Origin of the sequence: Photobacterium sp. 1_MG-2023 (assembly GCF_030547945.1) — a bacterium.
Classification (GTDB): domain Bacteria; phylum Pseudomonadota; class Gammaproteobacteria; order Enterobacterales; family Vibrionaceae; genus Photobacterium.
The window spans coordinates 176,773-200,045 of the sequence record NZ_JAUORR010000004.1; the positions used below are offsets into that span (position 1 = coordinate 176,773).

The following is a 23,273-nucleotide window of genomic DNA, read 5'->3' on the forward strand; positions in this document are numbered from 1 at the left end:
GACAAGGACTGTTTATGATTATTCCCGCACTCGATTTAATTGAAGGCCAGGTTGTCCGTCTCTTTCAAGGGGATTACGGTCAGGTCACTGAATATCAAGTGAACCCTGCAGAGCAGTTTGCACTGTACCATCAAGCTGGTGCCGACTGGCTCCACCTCGTGGATCTGACCGGTGCCAAAGACACTTCAGCAAGACAACTGGATTTGATTCGCACCCTGCTCGCCAGTACACCGGCAAAGATTCAGATTGGCGGCGGTGTGCGTACCGAGCAGGATGTCTCCGACCTGCTGAATGCCGGCGCACAACGTGTGGTCGTCGGCTCAACCGCCGTCAAGTCGCCGGACATGGTCAAAGGCTGGATGGAAAAATATGGCCCGGAGCACATCGTGCTGGCACTGGATGTCAATATTGATGCCGACGGCCAGCGAAAAGTTGCCGTTTCCGGCTGGCAGGAAGATTCCGGTGTCACCATTGAGGCACTGATCGACAATTTCCAAACCGTGGGCCTGAAACATGTACTGTGTACCGATATTTCCAGAGACGGCACGCTGGCGGGTTCCAACGTCGCCCTGTACCGGGATCTTTGCGCACAATACCCGGACATCCGGTTCCAGTCCTCTGGTGGCATTGGCTCATTAGATGATATTGCCGCCCTGAAAGAGACCGACGTTGCAGGCGTGATTGTTGGCCGCGCCCTGCTGGACGGGAAGTTTACTGCAGAACAGGCCTTTGCCTGCTGGAATGAATGACAAGGAGCCTGACATGTTAGCAAAACGTATTATTCCCTGCCTGGATGTTCGGGATGGCCAGGTGGTCAAAGGGGTTCAATTCAGGAACCATGAAATTATCGGAGACATTGTCCCACTGGCAAAACGCTATGCCGAAGAAGGGGCCGATGAATTAGTGTTTTATGATATTACCGCTTCCAGTGATGGCCGTGTGGTGGACAAAAGCTGGGTCGAACGTGTCGCAGAAGTAATCGACATACCTTTCTGTGTGGCAGGCGGGATTAAATCTGCAGAAGATGCCCAGCAAATTCTGCAATTTGGTGCCGATAAGATTTCCATTAACTCCCCTGCGCTGGCAGACCCGGATTTAATTACCCGGCTGGCAGATAAGTTTGGTGTGCAATGCATCGTGGTCGGCATCGATTCTTACTTTGATGCCGAGACCGGTCAATATCAGGTGTATCAGTTCACCGGCGATGAAACCCGAACTCAGGTCACGCAGTGGGAAACAGCCAACTGGATTCAGGAAGTCCAGCGCCTTGGCGCTGGTGAAATCGTGCTGAACATGATGAATCAGGATGGCGTGCGCCAGGGCTATGATCTCACTCAACTGAATCGGGTCCGCGATCTGTGCCATGTCCCGCTGATCGCATCTGGCGGTGCCGGTGAAATGGAGCACTTTGCAGATGCCTTCAAGATTGCACGCGTCGACGGCGCACTGGCGGCATCCGTCTTCCATAAGCAAGTCATCAATATCGGTGAACTCAAGCAGTACCTCAAACAACAACAGGTGGAGATCCGACTATGAACCTGAGCAGTGAAATTAATTGGGATAAGGTGAATGGTCTGGTGCCTGCCGTCGTCCAGGACAGCCGTAGCGGCCAGGTGCTGATGCTGGGCTATATGAATGATGAAGCGCTGAATCAAACACTGGAAACCCGTCAGGTAACGTTCTGGTCGCGCAGCAAACAACGCCTGTGGACCAAAGGTGAATCTTCAGGCAATGTGCTGCAGCTCAGACAAATCCAGCTCGACTGCGATCAGGACACCCTGCTGGTCAGTGCTGAACCTGTCGGGCCGACTTGCCATCTGGGAACGACCACCTGCTTCGATCAAGGCACCACCAGCGACGGTGAATCTGCCACGGTTCCTGATCTGGTGTTTCTTCACCGACTGGAGCAAGTGCTGGCAGCCCGTAAAGGCGCCGATCCCGAATCCTCCTATACCGCCAGCCTCTATGCCCGTGGCACCAAGCGGATTTCGCAGAAGGTGGGTGAAGAAGGCGTTGAAGTCGCGCTTGCGGCAACGTCGGGTGACAAAGCGGAGTTAATTTCGGAATCGGCCGATTTGATGTACCACCTGCTTGTCTTACTTCAGGACCAGGGGCTGAGTCTGTCGGATGTGATTGCAAAACTTCAGGAACGTCACACGGGGGCCTGAGCCGTCAGTGTGTTCTGAACTTCGGCAGATTTGAAACCCGCATCCGTGAAACAAGTTCATTAAAAAAGGAAGCCTTTCTCTGGCTTCCTTTAACGACAAATCAACACAACCGATCAGAGCGATGCGGCCGTCTCATTTGCTTCCTCAATCGCTTCTTTATAATGCTTGCGGCACACAGACACATATCTGTCATTGCCACCAATTTCAACCTGGGCGCCGTCCGCAATGGCTTTACCAGATGCATCATGCCGAATGACCATATTGGCTTTCCGGCCACAATGACACACGGTCTTCAGTTCCACCAATTTGTCTGACCAGGCCAGCAAATACTGACTTCCCTCAAACAACTCACCCCGGAAGTCTGTGCGTAAGCCATAGCAAAGCACGGGAATATCCAGTTTATCAACCACTTCGGTCAATTGATGGACCTGCGCTTTAGTCAGAAACTGGCACTCGTCGATCAGCACACAATCCACACGAGACACCTGATTCATCCGGGACAGTTTCTCCCACAAGTTATCCTCTGTGCCGTACAGCTCTGCATCCTCAGACAAGCCAATCCGGGAGCTGACTTTTCCTGTGCCAAAACGGTTATCAATTGCCGCGGTAAAAATCACAGGTGTCATCCCGCGTTCACGATAGTTAAACGACGACTGCAGCAGGGTCGTTGATTTCCCGGCATTCATGGCCGAGTAATAAAAATACATTTGTGCCATCAGGCTATCCGCTCAACTCTGAATACCGGCTGATGCTACCGAAGATGGATGTGCATTGGAAGCAGATCACAGCTGATCAGAGCATTCCGTAACAATTCGTGCAGGAAACAAACTTCCACCCCAAAAAAAAACCGGCTGAGCAGCGACTCAACCGGTTGAATTCTTCACGGTGCCGGACAATTACCGCACGGCTTCGCGAGTCCCTTTCAACGGCTGCTTCGCCAGCCAGCCAAGACCGACACACACCAGCAGGAAAGTGACAGTCGCTGCCATAAACGACACAGCCAGCGAGTCTGTCATTCCCAGAACCACGTAACCGACCGACGCGACCAGCGCGACAGCTAGCGCATAAGGGAGCTGGGTCGACACATGGTCCATATGATGACAACGAGCACCAGTCGAGGACAGAATCGTGGTATCCGAAATCGGGGAACAATGGTCGCCAAACACAGAACCGGCCAGAACCGCTGCCAGTACCGGCAACATTAAGCTAATTTCTGTCGCCGCGGCCAAATCACCTGCAATCGGCAACATGATGCCAAATGTGCCCCAGGAAGTTCCGGTTGAAAAAGCCATCAGGCCAGACAGCAAAAATAAAATCACAGGCAACCAAACCGGATCAATATTGCCCTGGACCAGGGTTGACAGGAATTGCCCGGTTGCCATATCACTGATCACACTGCCAATTGTCCAGGCAAAGAACAGAATCAAAATGGCACCGAACATAGATTTTGCACCAATCCACAGTGCATGCAGCACTTGTTTGGCCGGCATTTTCTGACGACCAACAGCAACCAGCGCAGACAACAATCCCAGCAGGCCACCATAACAAAGTGACGCACCCACATTGGTTGATTCAAATGCACCAAGAACAGAAAAAGGTTTTCCGTCAGCGGTTAAACTCTGGCTGCCGGTATAAATCATAAAGAATAAGGTGGCTGCAACCAGAACCAGAATCGGAATAATCAGATCGCCGACTTTCCCATTCTCACTTTCTTCGATTTCCAGCTCATCATTCAGATCTTTTGCTTCGGCATGTATTTCATCGCTGTCAAATCCGCGTGCATGGCTGGCATGCACTTCATGCTTTTTCATCAAGCCAACATCCAATTGGAACCAGGCCACAACAAAAACCATGAGCAGTGCGAATACCGCATAAAAGTTCATTGGTGCAAGCTGAATAAATGCACTCAGCGCAGAATATTCAGTCACACCATGTGAAACCAGAATACCGCCAACAACTGTAATGATATATGCCCCCCAACTGGAAGCAGGCATCAGAACACACATGGGGGCTGCAGTAGAATCGAGAATATAGGCCAGCTTCGAACGGGAAACATAAAAACGATCCGTCACCGGGCGTGAAATAGAGCCGACGGCAAGACTGTTAAAATAGTCGTCAACGAAAATAAAGACCCCAAGAAATGCGGCCAGTAGTTTGGCGCCGCGCTTGCTCTTGATTTTCGTTTGTGCCCACTGAGCAAACGCCCGGGTTCCGCCAGACAGCGTTAAGAGTGCTGTTGTCATCCCTAATAAGAGCAAGAAGGCAACAATGCTCATATTCCAGGTGTTCAGGCCGCCATCCTCAATAAAAAGGCCTTTCACCTTATGACTGAGATAGGTAATAGAATGACCAGCACTCAAGTCCGTGAGTAATAATGTTCCCATCAGGATACCAACACCTAATGAAAGCAGGACCCGCCGGGTCAAAATCGCCAGGCTTAATGCCACTAAAGGCGGCAATAATGAAATTGAAGATTGGGAAAAATCGATAAGGTTCATGATCTCTACTACAACCGATTCAGGTTGGAGATCTACTGCTGAACACAGTTTCCACCGTGTTGGGAAGCGACATAGGAAGGAAGCAAATTGCTTCTCCAGACCCCACAGTAGCGCTCCATAGTTAATTGTAAGTTACTATGGCAGTGTTGTCCCTGTTCGATGACAACCCCAGCAAGGCGAATTGACGGTTCAGCCTCACTTCGGCACTGGCTCCTTTCACTGACGCTCATTGGGATCACCTCCCGTCAGTTACTAATAGACAATGCACCTCTACCCTTAGTCAAGGAATCGCGTATTCTACGTTTTGTTATCTAATTTGCAACCATGAAAGCACAACTTTAACCAAGTGAGCTGAATCACGACTGACCACTCGTTTGAATTTACTTACATTTACATCTGATAATACAGGCAAAGAATATGAACTGATGAGCATTTAATTGGTTCAGAGAATTAGAGATGTCTCAAATTAATTACAAGCGAAAAAGTGAGCCCTTCCCTTTTTCTGAAGATTATTAAGCAGACACGTATAAAAAACACGCAATTTATTTTCCTGTTTTAGAGATTTCATTTGGCAGATGGCTTTAAAAAGTATTACTATTGCTGTTATAAAGTTTACCGCTAATTATTAGTATAACATCTACAGGAATCTTGAAATGTCTGATGCAATGAAAGCGCTATTAAATCTACGTAGTCTTCGTGCTCTTGCCCGCGAATATTCACTGGAGCAACTGAAAGAAGCACTGGAAAAACTTCAGACCGTTGTTGCTGAACGTGAAGAAGTAGAAGCTGAAGAAGTCGCAAAAGAAAAAGAGCGTGAAGAGAAACTGAAGCAATACCGTGACATGCTGATGGCTGATGGTATTGACCCGGAAGAGCTGATGGCAAACATTGGTAAAACAAAAACCAAGCGTGCTGCTCGTCCGCCAAAATACAAGTTCATCGACGAAAACGGTGAAGAGAAAACCTGGACTGGCCAAGGCCGTACGCCAAGTGCACTGAAAAAAGCACTGGACGAAGGTAAATCTCTGGACGATTTCAAAATTTAATCGTGCTGATTCAATAGAAAAGCCCGGCAAACATTGCCGGGCTTTTTCATTTCATCCTGAATGCACTTTGTGTATACCAGCCACGCTTCAGGATTTGCTTAACGAATACTGTCTGCAAGTGTGCTGACCGCCAGCGCAAAGTAATGTGAGCGGTTCCATTTCAGAAGTGTCTGGTAATTCCCATACACAAGATAAGCCCGCCCATGGTTATCATCAGGCTGAACCAGCCACGCCTGAATATCTACTTTCGGTAAAGCCGCACCATTCAGACGACGTACACCTAACGCCTGCCATTCAGATAAGGTTTTTCCTTTCTGCAACTCGACCCCTTTCAGACTGTCACTCAAGCTGTCTGGAATCGTGACTTGACGGCCCCAGGTATAAGTGTCATTCCAGCCTGACTTGCTCAGATAATTCGCGGCTGACGCAAAAACATCAGGCTCACTTTTCCAGATGTCCGCTTTCCCATCACCATTTCCATCGACGGCAAAAGTCAGATAGGACGTTGGCATAAACTGCGGTTGCCCCATCGCACCAGCCCAGGAACCTTTCATTTCTGCCGCATGGATGTGACCTTGCTGAAGAATCGTCAGCGCAGCCATGACCTGATCACGAAAAAAAGCTTCCCGCCGGCCTTCATAAGCCAGCGTACTGAGTGCTTCGATCACATTGTAAGAACCGGTCAGTTTACCGAAATTACTTTCAACCCCCCACAGTGCAACAATGAAGCGTGGCTGTACACCATACTGACGTCCGATACGCTCCAGCGCTTGTTTGTGTTGGCGGTAATATCGATTTGCCTGATCGATTTTCCATTGCGGCACAGCTTTGGGTAAATATTCATCCAGAGTCAGCTTTTTCTCTGGCTGATTTTTATCCGCTGTGACAGCACGCTCAATGAACTGAACACCGGCAAACGCCTCCTCCAGAATTGAGTCATCAATCCCTTTCGAGCGTGCTTCCTGTTTCAAACCAATAATATAGTCATCAAAACCTTCATCTGCCGACGCCATCGGCGATGAAATGCCAATTCCTAAGGCCACCAGACCTACGAGCCATTGCTTACGCATATCCATCCTTTCACCATCAGGTATTATTCCGTGATTTATTTGCTTTATATTCATCCAAAAGATTAGTCACTGGTGGCGGTAATTGCAGATAATAACCCTGCGATGTCAGTGATTCTCTGACCTTATTGATGTCCGCCAGCGCCAGTTTTCTCCCTTCAACCAGTTTCAGGACCATCACGAACTGAGGCTTGCCAAATGTGCTCAGTAAGGCTTCCGGAACCTCGGAGAAATCATCTTTTGTCTTGATATATAAGTAGGTATTTTCTTTTTTTGGGCTTTTATAAATTGAACACAACATAAACCAACCTGCAGGTTACCTTTCACCACTATCTGACCACGAGAAAAGGAAAACATTCCTTTGCAGAGGCCTTGGGGGCTTTTCTCTGCCCTCTCATGCTCATCATTTAATCTTTATGCAGAACTCTGACATGGAGAACTTGCTGAGACCTGCCGGGGAATATAACATGCTATAACCTATGTGATAACGTACCTGAGCGCGAAATTCTCCGCGCAGAAGAATTAAGCCATGACAAAAACGGCAGAACTGAAAGGGAGCAGCTATACGCTCTCATCATTACATTTGGCAGACGGCGGTTTGGATCAGGCAATCACCTTCCTGAAAGACAAAGTCGAGCAGGCACCCGCATTCTTTGCCCATGCTCCGCTGGTGATTGATGTGAGTCAGTCAAGTCATGAGGAGCTGGATTTTGAACAGCTTCGTCAAGGGATTCAGGATGCGGGCATGATCCCGGTTGGGATCAGTGGTTGTAAGCCGTCGCACCTGCAATCACAGGCAAAATCAGCTGGCTTTGCCATCATGAACGCGGCAAAGCAGGCCAAGGCGACCAGCCCTGTCATGCAACCGACAAAAGTCGTTCGTGCACCCGTTCGCTCAGGACAGCAGATTTATGCTAAAAATTGCGATCTCGTCGTATTGAATCATGTCAGTGCCGGTGCTGAAATCATTGCAGATGGATGCATTCATATTTATGGATGCCTGCGAGGCAGAGCGATTGCTGGCGCGAGCGGAGAAAACCATGCTCAGATTTTCTGCCATAATTTACAGTCGGAATTGATATCCATCGCCGGAAATTACTGGTTGAGCGATAAAATTCAGGACACCTTTTGGGGAAAGAGTGTCGTTATCTCACTGACAGACAACAATTTAAATATAGAGCATCTGGCTGTATAACTTTGAAAAGGAATAAACAGATGGCACGAATTATCGTGGTGACCTCAGGTAAAGGTGGCGTTGGAAAAACGACTTCCAGTGCGGCCATTGCGTCTGGCCTCGCACTAAAAGGCAAGAAGACCGCCGTCATCGACTTTGATATTGGCTTGCGAAACCTGGATCTGATCATGGGCTGTGAACGCCGGGTTGTCTTTGATTTCGTCAATGTCATTAACGGTGAAGCCAAACTGAATCAGGCACTGATTAAAGATAAACGCGTAGAAAACCTGTTCGTGCTTCCTGCTTCCCAAACCCGGGATAAAGACGCACTGAGCAAAGAAGGCGTTGAAAAAGTTCTGAATGAAATGGATGAAATGGGTTTCGATTTCATCATCTGTGACTCGCCGGCTGGGATTGAGACAGGCGCACTGATGGCCCTGTATTTTGCAGATGAAGCCATTGTCACCACCAACCCGGAAGTTGCTTCCGTTCGTGACTCAGACCGCATCCTGGGCATCCTGGATTCCAAATCGCGCCGAGCAGAGAACAGCGAATCTTCGGTGAAGCAACATTTGCTGCTGACCCGGTATAACCCATCTCGCGTAACTCTGGGTGACATGCTGAGTGTGGCCGATGTTGAAGAGATTCTGCACATTCCTCTGCTGGGTGTCATTCCGGAAAGCCAGTCTGTTCTGAATGCGTCGAACAAAGGTGAGCCCGTGATATTTGATTCAGAATCAGATGCAGGCCAAGCCTATGAGGATACGGTCGCACGTTTGCTGGGTGAAGAACGCCCGTTCAGATTCATTGAGGAAGAGAAGAAAGGCTTCCTGAAACGAATATTTGGAGGCTAATGACATATGGCTTTGCTAGAGTTCTTCCGCCCCAAAAAACAGTCGACCGCGAGTGTGGCGAAAGAAAGGCTGCAGATCATTGTTGCTGAACGTCGCTCAGGCTCTATGGGAGACCCAAGTTACCTGCCGCAACTCAAGCAGGATATCCTGGATGTCATCCGAAGGTATGTAGACGTGTCCCCTGAACACGTCACGGTACATCTTGACCAGAAAGAAGAAGATTTGTCGGTTCTGGAATTGAATGTGACCTTACCTGATGAGAAATAAAAAATCCCCGGCACATCTGGCCGGGGATTTTTTTTGAATGCTGAGGTGCATTTTATTGTTGAATCAAAGGTAAAATGCGGTGCGCAAAGAGTGCGTGCCGCCAGGTAGACAGCATTTCAGGCAATGCATCTTCAGGGCAGCCTTTTTTCCAGGCCCAGCTCAGAAACTGGTGTATTTGCTTTTTGGAAGCCAGGAATTCAGGCGCCAGACCGGTTTGTGCCGACACAGCATTCACTTCATCCTTAATGCGCTTCACCATTTGTTTATAGCCAGGATAGTCAACCAGCCGGGTCAGACGTGCGGGATAATCCAGCTCACTCATCTGCTCAACTTCCCGGACAAGTGCAATCAAACGGTTGCCATGACGCTGAATTTCACGCTCGTCAAAGCCTTCCTGCGCCATCGCAGCTTTCGAGGTCATTTCAAACCTTGCCACTTTCCAAAGGTTGAGCTCTTTGAAAACAAAGTTCAGGGCCAAATCGCGTTTTCTGGCTTCCTTCAAACGCCATGCCGCGAGCTTTTGTAAAATCGCCAGTTGCTTCGGGGAAAGCTGCCAGGCATTTTTGATGTCCAGATACACCTGTGTATCATCAATCACCCGACTACGCTTCACCAGCAAAGTATGACATTCCTGCTGCAACGCATCCATCCAACCGTTCGCTTCCACACCAGCCAGTAATTTGTCATACAGCGGGAGCAGATAAAACACATCCGCCGCCGCATAATCCAGCTGCTTTGCCGTTAACGGACGCGCCAGCCAATTGGTTCTCGCCTCACCTTTCTCAAGCTCAATGCCTAAGTATTCGTGAACCAGTGCGCCAAAGCCGGTTGAGAGACCATGCCCCAGGAAAGCCGCCATGATCTGTGTGTCAACCATGGGCGTTGGCATACAGCCCGCCGCGGACTGAAAGACTTCCAGATCTTCACCGCACGCGTGAAGCACCTTGATCACGTCCGGGTTTTGAAGCAAATCCCAAAGCGGAGACATGTCTGAGAGTGCCAACGGATCGATTAAAGATAACCGCTCCCCGTCATACAGCTGAATCAGACCAAGCTGAGCAAATAAGGTTCTTGTCCGGACAAATTCGGTATCCAGCATCACTGCCGGGTACTGACTGGCCAGCTGACATACTTCTGCGAGTCTGTCATTTGTTGTTATGATTTCAAAGTTCAAAACGCACCTTTACATCAGACCAAATCAGCCTGTTCAATTTATACCAATTAAAGTAAGTCAGTGATCAAAAATAGCGCAGGAAAAATGTTTGAGAACAAAGCAGATTTGTTTAGATAAGTAGTTATTCTACAATCAAAAAATCTAACGCAGATATCGAACATTTTAACAAGCTAGGATGACCAGTGATTGACTGCGATTGGTATTACGTGGCATGAAAATTAAAGTGCCGGCGAATCTGCCGGCACAAACTTGCTTCAGTGTATCGTATTTTACGAGATTATGCTTGTGCGGTCTCTTTCTGAGCCTGCTGATCCGACTCTTCACGCAAAGCACGACGCAAGATCTTACCGACGTTGGTTTTCGGCAACTCATCACGGAATTCAACCAATCGCGGTACTTTATAACCGGTGAGGTATTGTCGGCAATGGGCCAGCAGTTCATCTTTCGTCAGGCTTGGATCACGTTTGACCACACAGATTTTGACCACTTCACCCGAGGCTTCATGGGGCTGACCAATTGCCGCCACTTCCAGCACCTTACCGTGCAGCGCGACGACGTCTTCAATTTCATTCGGGTAGACGTTGAAGCCAGAGACCAGAATCATGTCTTTTTTCCGATCGACAATATGCAGGAAACCGTCTTCATCAAAACGCACCACATCACCAGTCGACAGCCAGCCGTCTTCGGTCAGCACATCCCGGGTCGCTTCAGGACGTTGCCAGTATCCTTTCATCACCTGAGGTCCGCGCACCTGTAGTTCACCGGTCTGGTCCATCGCCAGGACCTGGCCCTCATCATCGACAATCCGAATCTCGGTTGAAGAAACCGGTAAACCGATTGAGCCATTGTAAGCCGTCAGGTCATGCGGATACGCCGCAACCAGGGGCGAACATTCAGTCAGGCCATAGCCTTCCAGCAAATAGTTCTTGGTTGTCGCCAGCCATTTTTCCGCCACAGAGCGCTGAACCGCCATTCCGCCACCCACTGACAAACGCAGTTTGCTGAAGTCCAGTTCGTGAAAATCTTCATTGTTCAGCAGCGCATTAAACAGCGTATTTACGCCGGTCAGCGCCGTAAACGGATAACGCTTCAGCTCTTTGACAAAGGTCGGAATATCACGCGGATTGGTGATCAGCAAATTCTGTCCGCCCATTTCGATAAACAGCAGGCAGTTCACAGTCAGTGCGAAAACGTGATACAGCGGCAAAGCAGTGACCACAAATTCACGGCCTTCAAACAAGATCGGACCATAAGCAGCTTTCGCCTGCAGTACGTTCGCAATCATGTTTCTGTGGGTCAAAATCGCACCCTTCGCAACACCCGTCGTTCCTCCGGTGTACTGCAAAAATGCGGTATCTTCAGCCTCAATCAAAGGTTTCACATACTGCATGCGACGACCTTTTTTCAGCGCATGGTTCAGTGACGTGGCGTGCGGCAGGTGGTATTTCGGCACCATCTTTTTGATGTACTTCACCACAAAATTCACCAGCGTGCCTTTTGGACGGGACAGCTGATCGCCCAGGCTGGTCAGAATCACATGCTGAACTGCCGTGTTTCCAACAATTTTTTCCAGTGTATGTGCAAAGTTAGACACGATCACGATGGTTTTCGCGCCAGAGTCATTCAACTGATGCTCCAGTTCCCGTGGCGTGTAGAGCGGGTTGACGTTCACGACCACACAACCTGCGCGGAGAATACCGAACAGTGCAATTGGGTATTGAAGCAGGTTTGGCATCATGACTGCCACCCGATCACCCTTCTTCAGCTTCAGATCATTTTGCAGATAAGCAGCAAAAGCCCGGCTTCGTTCCTCCAGTTTCCTGAAAGTCATCACCTGACCCATATTGATAAATGCGGTCTGATCAGAATATTTCTGAATGGACTGTTCGAAAAGGTCAACCAGAGATGAGTAACTATCTGGGTTGATTTCAGCCGGTACATCTTCCGGATAGCGGTTAAGCCAAACCTTATCCACCATGCACTCTCCTTTTATTTTTTTGGGCTTCAAACGCCATAAAATTGCTGTAGCGGAATATTCAAACACTTGTTCTAAGTAAGCATTACAGCACAATTAACATTGAATTAACACAGCTGATTAGACCAGCTGTTTGAACTTTGAAGTCAGCAGCAAAATCTGATCACAAACCTTTTGGGGACTTTCCAGATGGCAATGATGCCCGCCCGGCACGACAATCTGATCTGCGCAGGCAAACCAGGACAAGCCTGACTCCGGCGCTCTCAAGTAAGCAAATCCCCTGTCGCCAACAATGGAAAGCACCGGGCATTCGATGCTGGCGACCAGTGCTTTCGACTGCGCTTCAGTCAGCCGGATTAATGAGTCACAGCGTAACTTGTCATCATGACGCCAGGACCAACCTTCACCATCCTGATAAATCGCGCGCTGCACCAAGGGCAACAATTGTTCCGAAGTCAGTCCGTTGACACGACAACGTACTGACAATGCGGCCTGAAATGAGTCCATCTTAAGCGCGGGCTTCTGTCGTTGCCTTCGTTTCATCCGGCTGTCGATCCCGCTGCGCAACCGATCCGCAGCCAAAGCTGCATTTTCATACAGCGGAACCAGTCCTTCGATGAGGATCAGGCCGGCCACAGCTTCCGGATAAGCACCGGCATAAGCTGCAGCCACCAGCGCACCTAATGAATGCCCCATGAGCATCACGGGCTCTCCGGAAATGGCCTGCATCACCTGAGCCAGCGTGTCGACGTAATCCATGAAGTAATAATAATTATCCGGATCGCGATGCGCCGACAGCCCATGTCCGGGCCAGTCTATCGCAACCAGATGAAATACCTGACTCAGTGGTTCAAACAAAGGTGTAAAACTGGCAGCGTTATCATGCCAGCCATGCAGGCAGAGCAAAATCGGCCGGTTTTCCGAATCTAACGCTTTCAGCCTTCCCGCCAGCAAGGCCTCCCGGCAAGGCTGGAAAGAAGTCAGTGCAGCCAGCTCAGATTCGGCCAGGCGCAATCTGCATTCATGCATCATGGAGAGATCTCTTTCGGTCTGCCCTTTACTGTTTTCTGTTTCAGCAGTCACAAAGGGAGTGGGCTACGGCGTCAATTGATAGTGGACTGTCGCATCACCCGGCCGGAAACCGTAGTGAATGTACTGGCAACGTATCCCGAGACAGCGGTAATAGGCGTCGATGTCATCCAGACGAATCCGTTCTTTCACCTGCCAAACCTGCTGGCCTTGTGCAAAAACAACCGGATAGGTGTAATCGAAATGACCAATCTGACCAATTTCGCTGCCGCGAAGCTGACCGGCAACGGCCACCAGTTTACCGGCAGCATATTCAATCGGATCGGCAAAACCGTCCAGATAAGCGATGAAGCGACCCTGCGGCTTTGCCTGGATATCCGGTCGTCCGGATTGATCGGTGGGCAAACTTGCGATCTCTAGCCGGGTACGATCGGCTTCATTCACGACGGATGCAATCACGCCACCAAGTCTGACATCTTTACCCTGCACACCTTGTGGATTTTCAATCACCATCGTCAGATCAGTGATGGGCTGCTCGGCAGCGGTTTGCAAACTTTCCGGCAGTTGGCTACAGCCGCTCAGTACCAGTAGGGTCACGCCAATAATTGACTTTTTCACCATAAGATCCTTTTCAAAGAAGCGTTCAAGAACAGCTCTGCAACACTTAAACGAACAAGTCGATACCAAGCAGCCGGGCGTATTCTTCCCGTTTGGCCTGATGCAATACGTCCATATAGGCTGACAATGCCTGCTTGTTTTTGCCCTGCGGGCTATCGTATTGCACCTGACTGCGCGCATTTTCTATCAGCGCCGGATCTTTAATCGTTTCCGCAACAACTTGAGCCACCACAGTCGGCTGAGGTGCAGACGAAGCAGAAATTTCAGATTTCTGCTTTCGGTTCGTCCGCCGGGTTCGCTGCGGCGCCTGAGTGGTTGTCGGTAAACGCGGTATGGTGACCATATAGGCGTCATGTCCTGATTCGTTTATTCTCTACCAGGCAATTTTTTCCACGTGACTTCATCACGCAGATAAACCGGGCTGGCATGCTCAGCATCGACCGTTTCGCCACGCTGCAAAGCAAACTGAGCCAGCCAGGCCATATCCTGCGCTTCAGGATAAAGGACTGTACTGACTTGCTTTTCGACCGCCAGCACAGCGAGTTGTTCCTCATAACTTTTCCAGCCGGTCCCTGCGGTCAACCAGCGGGCTTCAGGCACAGCAATCAAGCGGTCTGCGGCCAATTCAGGCGGGAACACGGCTTCATCGCCCAGAACCTTCCAGTCGCCATTGACCTGACGCTGATACTGACCCCAGTAGATTTCGCCCATTCGGGCATCAATAGCCGCCAGAACATGTTCAGCCTGATGATGGCGGTAAGTCCCCTGAGCCATGGCCGCCAGTGTAGACACCCCAATCATGGGCAGATCTGCACCGAAAGCCAGTCCCTGAGCGATTCCAATACCAATGCGAACCCCGGTAAAACTGCCCGGTCCCCGGCCAAAAGCCAGTGCGTCCAGTTCGCCCAGACGATATCCGGCTTCTGCCAGAACTTCATCAACCATAGGCAAAATTTTGGTGGTGTGCTCACGCGGGGCAAACGCACAACGTGCGATCACTTCGCTTCCTGATATAAGCGCGACGGAGCAATTCTCGGTCGCGGTATCTACAGCTAAAATCTTACTGCTCATTCAAGCCTCTGAATGCTGGCTGTCTGCAATGTCCTGCGCCTGATGCAGGCCAGACAGAAACTGCCCGACGCCGTTCACATCCCGGGTCCGGGGGATCGGCGGCAAGCTTCGTAAAAATACAGCGCCATAAGGGCGCGTGACCAAACGGTTATCGCAAATCACCAGCACGCCTTTATCCTGCTGGTCCCGGATCAAACGGCCGACCCCCTGCTTCAGGGTGATCACCGCATCCGGAATCTGAACTTGCGAGAAAGGATCCCCGCCACGCAGGCGGCAATCCTCAATCCGGGCCTTCAGCAATGGATCATCCGGCGCGGTAAAAGGAAGTTTGTCGATAATAACACAGCTGAGCGCCTGCCCTCTAACATCGATGCCTTCCCAGAACGCACCTGTTGCAATAAGCAGCGCATTTCCCAATTCCAGATATTCTGCCAGCAATTTTTGTTTGCTGGTTTCGCCCTGAACCAGCACCGGCAGCGACAGGCACTCTCGAAATCCTTCGGCCAGTTCCCGGACCATCTGATGCGACGTACACAGGAAAAAACACCGTCCCTGATTCGCTTCAATCACCGGGGCCATCATGCTCACCAGTTTCGCGGCCATGCCATGACTGTTTGGCTCCGGCAAGAATCGTGGAACACACAGCAACGCCTGCTGCTCGTAATCAAACGGACTGGGCAGCGACATCTGTGCCGCAGGCTGTAAACCCAGACGATGGCTGAAGTGGCCAAAGTCCTCGTCCACAGCCAGCGTGGCCGAGGTAAAAATCCATGCGCCTTTCTGCTGTTCAATCTGCTCATGAAACTTTTCTGCGACCGACAGCGGCGTAATATGCAGACTAAAGTGTCTTGGCGTGCATTCATACCAATAGGAATAGCCGGTGATCGATGTGTCACACAGTCGTTTGAGACGGGCTTTGAGTAACGTTGTCCGCTCGAATGCCGCATCAAGCAATTCGCTCCGCCCCAGAGCCAGTTTCAGCACATCATGCGCCAGTTCCAGCGCGTCATTCAACCGGGTGAGTTCCCGCTGAATCGCCGGGCTGCTGACGGCATCGCGCCAGTTGCCGCGATAGCCGGGTTCGCCCAGAACCATGCGCATGTCCGAGGCAGCCATACTGAGCCGGTCGGCCATCTTCTCCAGCTGACGCATATCGCGCGCTTCAGTGCGATAGCCAATGGTAATGTCTTTAGCCAGCTCCTGAAGCTGACGGCTGGACAGGCTTTGCCCGAAGTACTGGCTGGCAATATCCGGGATCTGGTGGGCTTCATCAAAAATAAAGACATCGGCTTCCGGGATCAGCTCACCGAACCCGGTTTCTTTGATGGCGAGATCGGCCATGAACAAGTGATGATTGACCACCACGACATCCGCGTCCATGGCTTTGCGACGGGCTTTGACAACAAAACAATCTTCATAAGACGGACACTCGCGCCCCAGACAATTGTCATTCGTTGAGGTGATCATGGGGATCACCGGGCTGTCTTCCGGAATGGCATCACATTCGCTGACATCGCCCGTTTTGGTTGCAGAAGACCAGCTTCGGATAGTGACCAGCTGGCTGAGCTGGGCCTGATCGACAAACCCACCGTGGCTCTCGGTGATCTGACGGCTCAAGCGATCCAGACACAGATAGTTCGACCGCCCTTTCAGTAATGCCACTTTGCCGGTAAATCCCAGCGCGCCGGTCATGAGAGGTAAATCACGGTTGAACAACTGCTCCTGAAGGTTTTTAGAACCGGTACTGATGATTGTTTTATGGCCTTTCATCAATGCAGGCACCAGATAAGCAAAGGTTTTTCCCGTCCCGGTGCCCGCCTCGACCACCAACTGATGCTGATGCTTGATTGCGCTCTCAACCGCTTCTGCCATGTCAATCTGGGGCTGGCGTGCCTGAAATCCGGGAATGGCTTTTTCCAGCGCACCGCCGGGTTGAAAAAATTTCGCAATCATTCGGGTCAGTCTATTGGTTATTTATCCAGTATCGGCCGATTATGCCAAGAAAGCAGAGTGACAGCCAGTCACGAGGCAGCCAAAAAATTATTGAGAGAGATCACAAAAGTTTTGACGCCGGGATCAATCCCATGTAAACAATGAGGTTCTGTCATCCATGCCCGACGGGGATGGCCTGACACTCAATATAATACCAATCGCAGTAGATAACTGGTCATCCTAGCTTGCTAAAATGTTCGATAACTGCGTTAGATTTTTTGATTTTAGAATCACTACTTATCTAAAAAATCCGCCTTGTTCTCAAACATTTTTCCGGCGCTACTTCTGATCATTTACTTACTTTGATTGGTATAACTCACAAAATATGCACGCAACGAAGGACACCATGGAAAAGAAAACCCTGCTGACCGACTGCCCGGATGCAATGGGACTGATTTCTAAAATCACCAACATCTGCTACAAACATCAGCTCAATATCGTCCACAATAAAGAATTTGTCGATCACGGCCACCGCCAGTTTTTTATGCGCACCGAACTGGAAGGCGTATTCAATGATGACACTTTCCTGTTCGATTTAGACCGCGCACTGCCGGAAGGCAGCCACCGTCGACTGGTCAGCTCAGAGCGAAAGAAAATCGTCATCATGGTGACCAAAGAAGCCCACTGTCTGGGTGATATTCTGGTCAAAGCCTATGACGGGACGCTGGATGTGGACATTGCTGCCGTGGTGGGTAATTACGACAAGCTGGCAAATCTGGTTGAAAAATTCGGGATTCCATTCCATCACGTCGACCATGAAGGCCTGAGCCGAGAAGAACACGAAGCCAAACTTCTGGACTGCATTGCTCAGTACACGCCAGATTACGTGGTACTTGCGAAATATATGCGCATTCTGACCCCGGATTTCGTGGCCCAATATCCGCACCGGATCATCAATATTCACCACAGTTTCCTTCCGGCGTTTATCGGGGCTAAGCCTTACCTGCAAGCTTACGAGCGCGGCGTCAAAATCATCGGGGCCACCGCTCACTTTGTCACCAATGATTTGGACGAAGGGCCGATCATCACCCAGAACGTCATTCCAGTGGATCACAATTACAGCGCTGAAGATATGGCCCGTTCAGGCCGGGATGTTGAGAAATCTGTCTTGAGCAAAGCGTTGAGTCTGGTACTGGACGACAAAGTTTTTGTTTACGGCAACCGTACCGTCGTGCTGTAAAGCCCGGAAAAACGAAGCCTCCGGGGAAGCCAGCTTCCCCGTTTTTAGTTCAGCCTTCGCTTTCTATCACAGCTCTCAGTGAGCAGGGATGCAGTTTGATACAAACGCCCCCTTTTTTGAATGCAAAGGTTGGATTTGCCAGCCGCTCTTTCTCACCGGAGGGTGTGCTTGCTTTCACCTGAATGCCAGCCTGTTCCACCGCCTGCCAGTCCAGCGCAGGAAAAACATTTTCCAGCTCGGTTTTTAACGCATCCGTTGTTGCAGCCTGACAAGGCACGACGAATTCCACATGCTCCCACCCTTGCTGCGGGTATTGCTTATCACCCGGATATGGCAGCTCAAGCGCTTCAATCTGCCAGTCACCGGCTTGCAGGGGCTGATGGAATCCAATCACGACTATCGGACGGCCATTGATTTCATTGGTTGACCATTCCTTACCATACTCAAGCCAGGCCTGATGCAATTGTGCGGCCAGGGTAGCATCATTCACCCGCAGTGCCAGGTGATCGGCCTGACAAGCAGATAAATCGAGCCCCAACTGTTCCGCCAGCGCTGAAATTTTCGCCATAAACTCAGGCAACTGGGCCAGCATTTGTTCCGGATGAAGGTTTGCCTGCCTTAAATCCTGCATATGAATTCTCCTCGCTCATTCAGGGCGCCCATTATCCACAGATTCCTTTTCAGCAAAAGCCTTGCCGGGAAAGCAGGCTGCGGACATTCAGCCGGAAAAAAATCGGCGATGTTCGCCTTTTCACCTTGCCAAATACCCTGTATTTATGGGTATTATTACGGCTAACTGATTTTTGTATTCATACAGCCGTTTTCAGGCAGCCATCAAGCTCTCGTCAGTGTAATCCGAATCACCTTTTTTAATGTCATCAGAGCGGTCAATGCTCCCTTCTGATGCCATTGCTGACCACGCTAAGCATCGGTAATCGCACTGGGCTGTAACGAATACAACTTTGAATACCCAAGAGTTTTGCCTGTGCGGCAGGCGACAGACCCGATTTAAAGGAAAGACGTGTGAACATTCAAGCACTCATTAACGACAAAGTATCTCAGGCGCTGGAAGCAGCGGGCGCACCTGCAGGCAGCCCTGCAGCCGTTCGCCAGTCCGCCAAAGTTCAGTTTGGTGACTATCAGGCCAATGGTGTGATGGGCGTTGCGAAAAAGCTGGGAACCAACCCGCGCGAGTTTGCACAAAAAGTCATTGATGTGCTGGATCTGGGCGACATGGCTGAAAAAGTCGAGATTGCCGGTCCGGGCTTTATCAATATTTTCCTGAATAAAGCATGGCTGGCTGAGCGTGCCGAAGAAGCACTGGCGGACAGTCGTCTGGGGGTTGCAACCCAGCCAAAACAAAACATTGTGGTCGACTACTCTGCCCCGAACGTTGCGAAAGAGATGCATGTGGGTCACCTGCGCTCAACCATCATCGGTGATGCCGTGGTCCGGACCCTGGCGTTTTTGGGTCATCACGTCATCCGCGCCAATCACATTGGTGACTGGGGAACTCAGTTCGGCATGCTGATTGCCAATCTGGAACGTGTTCAGCAGGCATCCGGCGAAATTTCCATGGAACTGGCTGACCTGGAAGCTTTCTACCGTGAATCGAAAAAACTTTACGACGAAGATGAAGCCTTCGCGGAGCGTGCACGAAACTATGTCGTGAAACTGCAAAGCGGCGACCAGTACTGCGCGGACATGTGGAAGAAGCTGGTCGACATCACCATGGAGCAGAATCAGCACAACTATGACCGCATGAATGTGTCACTGTCGCGTGACGATGTCATGGGTGAATCCATGTACAACCCGATGCTGCCTGGCATTGTGGCAGACCTGAAAGCCAAAGGTCTGGCCGTTGAAGATGATGGCGCACAGGTTGTCTTTCTGGATGAATACAAAAACAAAGACGGCGAGCCGATGGGTGTGATCATCCAGAAGCGCGACGGCGGTTTCCTGTACACCACCACAGACATTGCCTGTGCGAAATACCGTCATGAGCAGTTCAATGCCGACCGGGTGCTGTACTTCATTGATTCCCGCCAGCACCAGCACCTGATGCAGGCCTGGACCATCGTTCGTAAAGCAGGCTACATCCCTGAAACCATGTCTCTGGAACATCACGCTTTCGGCATGATGCTGGGCAAAGACGGCCGTCCGTTCAAGACCCGCGCCGGAGGGACTGTTCGCCTGACCGATCTGCTGGACGAAGCTGAATCCCGTGCGACGGCGCTGATCGAAAGCAAGAACCCGGAACTGGATGCAGAAGAGAAAGCGAAGATCGCTTCCACTGTTGCCATGGCAGCAGTGAAATACGCCGATCTGTCGAAGCACCGGACTACAGACTACGTTTTTGACTGGGACAATATGCTGGCTTTTGAAGGCAACACAGCCCCTTACATGCAGTATGCATACACCCGTGTGATGTCTGTATTCAAACGTGCGGTTCTGAATGAAAGCGAGCTGACTCATCCTGTCGTCATCAATGACGAAAAAGAGCAAGTGCTGCTGTCGAAACTGCTTCAGTTTGAAGAAGCAGTCGAGACCGTGGCCCGTGAAGGTCATCCGCATGTGATGTGCAGCTATCTGTTTGAACTGGCCGGAAACTTCTCCAGCTTCTACGAAGCCTGCCCGATTCTGAATGCAGATGAGCCAGTCAAACAAAGCCGCCTGAAACTGGCGCTGCTGACCGCAAAAACAATCCGTCAGGGTTTGGATCTGCTGGGTATCGAAACGTTAGAACGTATGTAATCTGACTGAACATCACAGTTCTCTCATCGCGCAACGCTAAACTTAAAAAGCCTTCTGGGTTATCCTAAGAAGGCTTTTTTATGCCGTAAATCAGGATCATCTGACGCTTAATTTTACATGGAATGTTGTAATGAGCCTTGACGACTCGAACGTGACCCACAACGGTGTAACTGACGATTTTCTCGCATCGACCCAAACGTTGCGTAAAACAATTCCGTTGATGATAAAGCATAAAGTGCCGACAACACCGGTCAATTATGCATTGTGGTACAGCTATACCACCAATCAGATCCCCATGCTCAATCAGGCCATGGATCAGTGTCTGGAACAGTACGGTCATTGTCCGCCCAGCCTGAGTGATTCCCTCTACCGCACCCACTTAGTTCAGCGGCCGGACAGTACACAGGGGCAGATTACACACAGCCTGCAGGCAATTATGGATGAGCTTTGCCATACGATGGCAGGCTCCAGAAATGATACTCACACATTTCAGCAGTCATTATCCAGAACCTGTCAGCGGCTGAGCCAGAAAGCTGCACAGGGGGTGAATGTGCATGAAGCAAATGGGCTGGTCCAGGAACTGCTGGATGAATCCAAAACCATGCATCAGTCCAGTGCTCTGCTCCATCAGCAGCTGGAACATGCCCAGCTGGAAATCGAGAATCTTAAAAAAGCGCTCAAGGACAGTCTGAAGCATGCCAATGAAGATCCACTGACGCTGCTACTCAATCGCCGGGCCTTTCAGCAGGATCTGAACAGTTGTATCCAATACCAGACCCCGTTTAGCCTGATCTTACTGGATATCGATCATTTCAAGATCTTTAACGACGATTTTGGCCACCTGATGGGTGACAAGGTCCTGTGTTCGGTTGCACGTCACCTGCAAGCCTGGTGCGAACAAGGCATGCAGGCTTATCGCTATGGCGGTGAAGAATTTGTGGTGATTCTGCCCGGCGCCGATTTGCAGCTGGCAAGACAGAAAGGAGAGCAACTGCGCCAGCTGATTTCCAGTATTGCCGTGCAGGACAAACAGTCCGGTAAAACGGTCCGCTCTATTACCGCTTCGATGGGCGTTGCTGAACAGGCCGGGAAAGAAAACGGCCTGGCAGTCCTTGCCCGGGCGGACAAATATTTACTCCAGGCCAAAAATCTGGGACGAAACCGGGTGCTGCCTGTGAGCTGAACAATTATTGTCCGTACCGGGATGCCGTTTGGAGGAAAGTGATTTCATCCCGCGTGGACAAGCGGCCGCAAGCTGCATTCCGATGCGGGAAACGCCCGAATTCTTTGATCACCTGATAATGGCTCACCGCATACTGATAAAAATCATCAAACATCGCTTTATGTTCAGGTGACACCGACTGTCGTAACTGATCGAAACGAAACAGGCTCTCTTCCTGATCTTCCAGCGCCTCTGAATGCTCCAGCGGCATATAAAAGAATACCCGTTCGATGGGGGCTAAAGCACGGTCAAAGTTTTTTGTCAGCCCGCGCCGGCAAAGTGCCTGAGCCAGCAAATCATAACGAAAAGCTGCCGCCAGCCCGCGGTAGATATTCCGGCTGAACTGATCCAGTAAAATCAGTAATGCCAGAGTGCCCCGGGGGGTTTCCGTCCAGCCATTCAGTTCCCCCCGTCCCGCCTGACTGACAAGAATCCGAAATTTATCCGTGATTTCCTGATCAATGGCTTCGCTTCCCTGAAACCAGAGACGTTGTTTATCCACTTCTGTAATATCGCCGTTTAATGTTCCAAACCAGTAATCTAACACCTTTTCATCTTCAGCCATGAATTTCCCCCTGCCTTCGTCTCTTGTCGCTTGGGATACGCTTGGCGCACCGCTTCCGCCGTTCCAATATGTAGTTTATCCTAGGGCGAGCTGAACGGGTGGGAATGGATTTTGTTTCTATCCGATAACCGACTTGTGAAGCACTTAATAAAAAGAAGGAATATTGCAATGAGTTTCAACCTTCATCCGCGACTGAACGCGGATACTCTGGTCATTGGTGATTTACCCTTATGTCGGGTTCTGCTATCCAGAGAAGCCATTGGCCCCTGGCTAATCCTGGTGCCAAGGCACGAAAACCTGCGCGAAATTCATCATCTGTCCGTTGAAGACCAGCAGCAACTGATGACTGAATCCTGTGCCACCGCACAACTGCTCGAGACACATTTTCATCCCGATAAGATCAATATCGGTGCTCTGGGCAATCTGGTGCCACAGCTGCATATCCATCATATTGCCCGGTTCACCACTGACGTTGCCTGGCCCGGCCCGGTCTGGGGAAATACAGACGGAGTCAAACGCAGCAACCATGACGAGCAAGCCCTGGTTGTGCAATTGAAAACTTTCTTTGGTGCTTTGCCGGAGTTCGTACCGGCCTAAACACCAAACAAACAGGGAGAGC

24 protein-coding genes and 1 riboswitch are annotated in these 23,273 nt (G+C 50.4%); of the genes, 11 read left to right on the forward strand and 13 right to left on the reverse strand.

Going from position 1 to position 23,273, the window contains the following annotated elements; all coding sequences use genetic code 11:
• Positions 1–14: 14 nt before the first annotated feature.
• The 3 genes from hisA to hisIE are packed head-to-tail and all read left to right on the forward strand — an operon-like array spanning position 15 to position 2,168.
• Entirely contained in the window at positions 15–749 is a 735-nt protein-coding gene (gene hisA, locus Q4579_RS05745; RefSeq protein ID WP_303562393.1) for a 1-(5-phosphoribosyl)-5-[(5-phosphoribosylamino)methylideneamino]imidazole-4-carboxamide isomerase, read from the forward strand.
• A gap of 13 nt (positions 750–762) precedes the next feature.
• On the forward strand, positions 763–1,536 hold the full coding sequence (hisF, locus tag Q4579_RS05750) for an imidazole glycerol phosphate synthase subunit HisF (protein ID WP_303562394.1): 774 nt from the start codon (positions 763–765) through the stop codon (positions 1,534–1,536).
• Entirely contained in the window at positions 1,533–2,168 is a 636-nt protein-coding gene (gene hisIE, locus Q4579_RS05755) for a bifunctional phosphoribosyl-AMP cyclohydrolase/phosphoribosyl-ATP diphosphatase HisIE (protein ID WP_303562396.1), read from the forward strand. Before hisF ends, hisIE begins: the two co-directional genes overlap by 4 nt.
• Before the next feature lie 113 nt (positions 2,169–2,281).
• On the opposite strand, the gene Q4579_RS05760 is transcribed toward hisIE, so the two are convergent.
• The gene (locus tag Q4579_RS05760) at positions 2,282–2,884 is read right to left on the reverse strand and encodes a thymidine kinase (protein ID WP_303562398.1); all 603 of its coding nucleotides are present in this window, start codon (positions 2,882–2,884) and stop codon (positions 2,282–2,284) included.
• 180 nt (positions 2,885–3,064) lie between these two features.
• Positions 3,065–4,666 carry a Na+/H+ antiporter NhaC family protein gene (locus Q4579_RS05765; RefSeq protein WP_303562399.1) on the reverse strand — a complete coding sequence of 534 codons (1,602 nt, stop codon included), beginning with the start codon at positions 4,664–4,666 and terminating at the stop codon, positions 3,065–3,067.
• A 100-nt stretch (positions 4,667–4,766) separates the two neighbouring features.
• Positions 4,767–4,947, reverse strand: a riboswitch (Lysine riboswitch).
• 372 nt (positions 4,948–5,319) lie between these two features.
• Between Q4579_RS05765 and Q4579_RS05770 the strand changes: the two genes are divergently transcribed.
• Positions 5,320–5,712 carry an H-NS family nucleoid-associated regulatory protein gene (locus Q4579_RS05770; RefSeq protein ID WP_303562401.1) on the forward strand — a complete coding sequence of 131 codons (393 nt, stop codon included), beginning with the start codon at positions 5,320–5,322 and terminating at the stop codon, positions 5,710–5,712.
• A gap of 98 nt (positions 5,713–5,810) precedes the next feature.
• Here Q4579_RS05770 and Q4579_RS05775 read toward each other — a convergent pair whose 3' ends face one another.
• Together Q4579_RS05775 and Q4579_RS05780 are read right to left on the reverse strand one after the other, a co-directional pair.
• A complete protein-coding gene (locus Q4579_RS05775) occupies positions 5,811–6,782 on the reverse strand; it encodes a lytic transglycosylase domain-containing protein (protein WP_303562402.1) in 972 nt (323 codons plus the stop codon).
• Between the two features lie 16 nt (positions 6,783–6,798).
• Complete coding sequence (locus tag Q4579_RS05780; protein WP_303562404.1) at positions 6,799–7,080, reverse strand: YcgL domain-containing protein; 282 nt, start codon at positions 7,078–7,080, stop codon at positions 6,799–6,801.
• 228 nt (positions 7,081–7,308) lie between these two features.
• On the opposite strand from Q4579_RS05780, the gene minC reads away from it, so the two are divergent.
• The 3 genes from minC to minE are packed head-to-tail and all read left to right on the forward strand — an operon-like array spanning position 7,309 to position 9,074.
• Positions 7,309–7,974 carry a septum site-determining protein MinC gene (gene minC, locus Q4579_RS05785; RefSeq protein WP_303562405.1) on the forward strand — a complete coding sequence of 222 codons (666 nt, stop codon included), beginning with the start codon at positions 7,309–7,311 and terminating at the stop codon, positions 7,972–7,974.
• 20 nt (positions 7,975–7,994) lie between these two features.
• The gene (gene minD / locus Q4579_RS05790) at positions 7,995–8,807 is read left to right on the forward strand and encodes a septum site-determining protein MinD (protein WP_303562407.1); all 813 of its coding nucleotides are present in this window, start codon (positions 7,995–7,997) and stop codon (positions 8,805–8,807) included.
• 6 nt (positions 8,808–8,813) lie between these two features.
• Entirely contained in the window at positions 8,814–9,074 is a 261-nt protein-coding gene (minE, locus tag Q4579_RS05795) for a cell division topological specificity factor MinE (protein ID WP_211647589.1), read from the forward strand.
• A 52-nt stretch (positions 9,075–9,126) separates the two neighbouring features.
• Here the strand turns inward: minE and rnd are convergent, their stop codons facing one another.
• The 7 genes from rnd to Q4579_RS05830 all read right to left on the reverse strand — a co-directional run bounded on the left by rnd (position 9,127) and on the right by Q4579_RS05830 (position 16,894).
• Positions 9,127–10,248: a ribonuclease D gene (gene rnd / locus Q4579_RS05800; RefSeq protein ID WP_303562409.1), complete on the reverse strand. Its 1,122-nt coding sequence runs from the start codon at positions 10,246–10,248 to the stop codon at positions 9,127–9,129.
• 277 nt (positions 10,249–10,525) lie between these two features.
• On the reverse strand, positions 10,526–12,223 hold the full coding sequence (gene fadD / locus Q4579_RS05805) for a long-chain-fatty-acid--CoA ligase FadD (protein WP_303562550.1): 1,698 nt from the start codon (positions 12,221–12,223) through the stop codon (positions 10,526–10,528).
• Between the two features lie 120 nt (positions 12,224–12,343).
• On the reverse strand, positions 12,344–13,255 hold the full coding sequence (locus tag Q4579_RS05810) for an alpha/beta fold hydrolase (RefSeq protein WP_303562411.1): 912 nt from the start codon (positions 13,253–13,255) through the stop codon (positions 12,344–12,346).
• 63 nt (positions 13,256–13,318) lie between these two features.
• On the reverse strand, positions 13,319–13,873 hold the full coding sequence (locus Q4579_RS05815) for a Slp family lipoprotein (RefSeq protein WP_303562413.1): 555 nt from the start codon (positions 13,871–13,873) through the stop codon (positions 13,319–13,321).
• A 43-nt stretch (positions 13,874–13,916) separates the two neighbouring features.
• Positions 13,917–14,213, reverse strand: coding sequence for a chromosome segregation ATPase (locus Q4579_RS05820; RefSeq protein ID WP_303562414.1), 297 nt, complete (start codon positions 14,211–14,213; stop codon positions 13,917–13,919).
• A 23-nt stretch (positions 14,214–14,236) separates the two neighbouring features.
• The gene (gene tsaB, locus Q4579_RS05825) at positions 14,237–14,941 is read right to left on the reverse strand and encodes a tRNA (adenosine(37)-N6)-threonylcarbamoyltransferase complex dimerization subunit type 1 TsaB (protein WP_303562415.1); all 705 of its coding nucleotides are present in this window, start codon (positions 14,939–14,941) and stop codon (positions 14,237–14,239) included.
• Positions 14,942–16,894: an ATP-dependent DNA helicase gene (locus Q4579_RS05830; protein WP_303562417.1), complete on the reverse strand. Its 1,953-nt coding sequence runs from the start codon at positions 16,892–16,894 to the stop codon at positions 14,942–14,944.
• A 385-nt stretch (positions 16,895–17,279) separates the two neighbouring features.
• On the opposite strand from Q4579_RS05830, the gene purU reads away from it, so the two are divergent.
• Entirely contained in the window at positions 17,280–18,113 is an 834-nt protein-coding gene (gene purU, locus Q4579_RS05835; protein WP_303562418.1) for a formyltetrahydrofolate deformylase, read from the forward strand.
• A 49-nt stretch (positions 18,114–18,162) separates the two neighbouring features.
• On the opposite strand, the gene Q4579_RS05840 is transcribed toward purU, so the two are convergent.
• Positions 18,163–18,744, reverse strand: coding sequence for a VOC family protein (locus Q4579_RS05840; protein WP_303562420.1), 582 nt, complete (start codon positions 18,742–18,744; stop codon positions 18,163–18,165).
• Between the two features lie 392 nt (positions 18,745–19,136).
• Between Q4579_RS05840 and argS the strand changes: the two genes are divergently transcribed.
• Together argS and Q4579_RS05850 are read left to right on the forward strand one after the other, a co-directional pair.
• Positions 19,137–20,867, forward strand: coding sequence for an arginine--tRNA ligase (gene argS / locus Q4579_RS05845; protein ID WP_303562421.1), 1,731 nt, complete (start codon positions 19,137–19,139; stop codon positions 20,865–20,867).
• 130 nt (positions 20,868–20,997) lie between these two features.
• Positions 20,998–22,050, forward strand: a complete 1,053-nt coding sequence (locus tag Q4579_RS05850) for a GGDEF domain-containing protein (RefSeq protein WP_303562422.1) — start codon at positions 20,998–21,000, stop codon at positions 22,048–22,050.
• 4 nt (positions 22,051–22,054) lie between these two features.
• Here Q4579_RS05850 and Q4579_RS05855 read toward each other — a convergent pair whose 3' ends face one another.
• Entirely contained in the window at positions 22,055–22,654 is a 600-nt protein-coding gene (locus Q4579_RS05855; RefSeq protein ID WP_303562423.1) for a DUF924 family protein, read from the reverse strand.
• Positions 22,655–22,822: 168 nt separating this feature from the next.
• Here Q4579_RS05855 and Q4579_RS05860 point away from each other — a divergent pair, with 168 nt between their 5' ends.
• The gene (locus Q4579_RS05860) at positions 22,823–23,251 is read left to right on the forward strand and encodes an HIT domain-containing protein (protein ID WP_303562424.1); all 429 of its coding nucleotides are present in this window, start codon (positions 22,823–22,825) and stop codon (positions 23,249–23,251) included.
• The last annotated feature ends 22 nt before the right edge of the window (positions 23,252–23,273 follow it).

Bases quoted from the DNA above. Each gene is read 5' to 3' on its own strand.
- hisA (WP_303562393.1), top strand. From the start codon at position 15: ATGATTATTCCCGCACTCGATTTAATTGAAGGCCAGGTTGTCCGTCTC.
- hisF (WP_303562394.1), top strand. From the start codon at position 763: ATGTTAGCAAAACGTATTATTCCCTGCCTGGATGTTCGGGATGGCCAG.
- hisIE (WP_303562396.1), top strand. From the start codon at position 1,533: ATGAACCTGAGCAGTGAAATTAATTGGGATAAGGTGAATGGTCTGGTG.
- Q4579_RS05760 (WP_303562398.1), bottom strand. From the start codon at position 2,884: ATGGCACAAATGTATTTTTATTACTCGGCCATGAATGCCGGGAAATCA.
- Q4579_RS05765 (WP_303562399.1), bottom strand. From the start codon at position 4,666: ATGAACCTTATCGATTTTTCCCAATCTTCAATTTCATTATTGCCGCCT.
- Q4579_RS05770 (WP_303562401.1), top strand. From the start codon at position 5,320: ATGTCTGATGCAATGAAAGCGCTATTAAATCTACGTAGTCTTCGTGCT.
- Q4579_RS05775 (WP_303562402.1), bottom strand. From the start codon at position 6,782: ATGCGTAAGCAATGGCTCGTAGGTCTGGTGGCCTTAGGAATTGGCATT.
- Q4579_RS05780 (WP_303562404.1), bottom strand. From the start codon at position 7,080: ATGTTGTGTTCAATTTATAAAAGCCCAAAAAAAGAAAATACCTACTTA.
- minC (WP_303562405.1), top strand. From the start codon at position 7,309: ATGACAAAAACGGCAGAACTGAAAGGGAGCAGCTATACGCTCTCATCA.
- minD (WP_303562407.1), top strand. From the start codon at position 7,995: ATGGCACGAATTATCGTGGTGACCTCAGGTAAAGGTGGCGTTGGAAAA.
- minE (WP_211647589.1), top strand. From the start codon at position 8,814: ATGGCTTTGCTAGAGTTCTTCCGCCCCAAAAAACAGTCGACCGCGAGT.
- Q4579_RS05810 (WP_303562411.1), bottom strand. From the start codon at position 13,255: ATGATGCATGAATGCAGATTGCGCCTGGCCGAATCTGAGCTGGCTGCA.
- Q4579_RS05815 (WP_303562413.1), bottom strand. From the start codon at position 13,873: ATGGTGAAAAAGTCAATTATTGGCGTGACCCTACTGGTACTGAGCGGC.
- Q4579_RS05820 (WP_303562414.1), bottom strand. From the start codon at position 14,213: ATGGTCACCATACCGCGTTTACCGACAACCACTCAGGCGCCGCAGCGA.
- tsaB (WP_303562415.1), bottom strand. From the start codon at position 14,941: ATGAGCAGTAAGATTTTAGCTGTAGATACCGCGACCGAGAATTGCTCC.
- Q4579_RS05830 (WP_303562417.1), bottom strand. From the start codon at position 16,894: ATGATTGCGAAATTTTTTCAACCCGGCGGTGCGCTGGAAAAAGCCATT.
- purU (WP_303562418.1), top strand. From the start codon at position 17,280: ATGGAAAAGAAAACCCTGCTGACCGACTGCCCGGATGCAATGGGACTG.
- Q4579_RS05840 (WP_303562420.1), bottom strand. From the start codon at position 18,744: ATGCAGGATTTAAGGCAGGCAAACCTTCATCCGGAACAAATGCTGGCC.
- Q4579_RS05850 (WP_303562422.1), top strand. From the start codon at position 20,998: ATGAGCCTTGACGACTCGAACGTGACCCACAACGGTGTAACTGACGAT.
- Q4579_RS05855 (WP_303562423.1), bottom strand. From the start codon at position 22,654: ATGGCTGAAGATGAAAAGGTGTTAGATTACTGGTTTGGAACATTAAAC.
- Q4579_RS05860 (WP_303562424.1), top strand. From the start codon at position 22,823: ATGAGTTTCAACCTTCATCCGCGACTGAACGCGGATACTCTGGTCATT.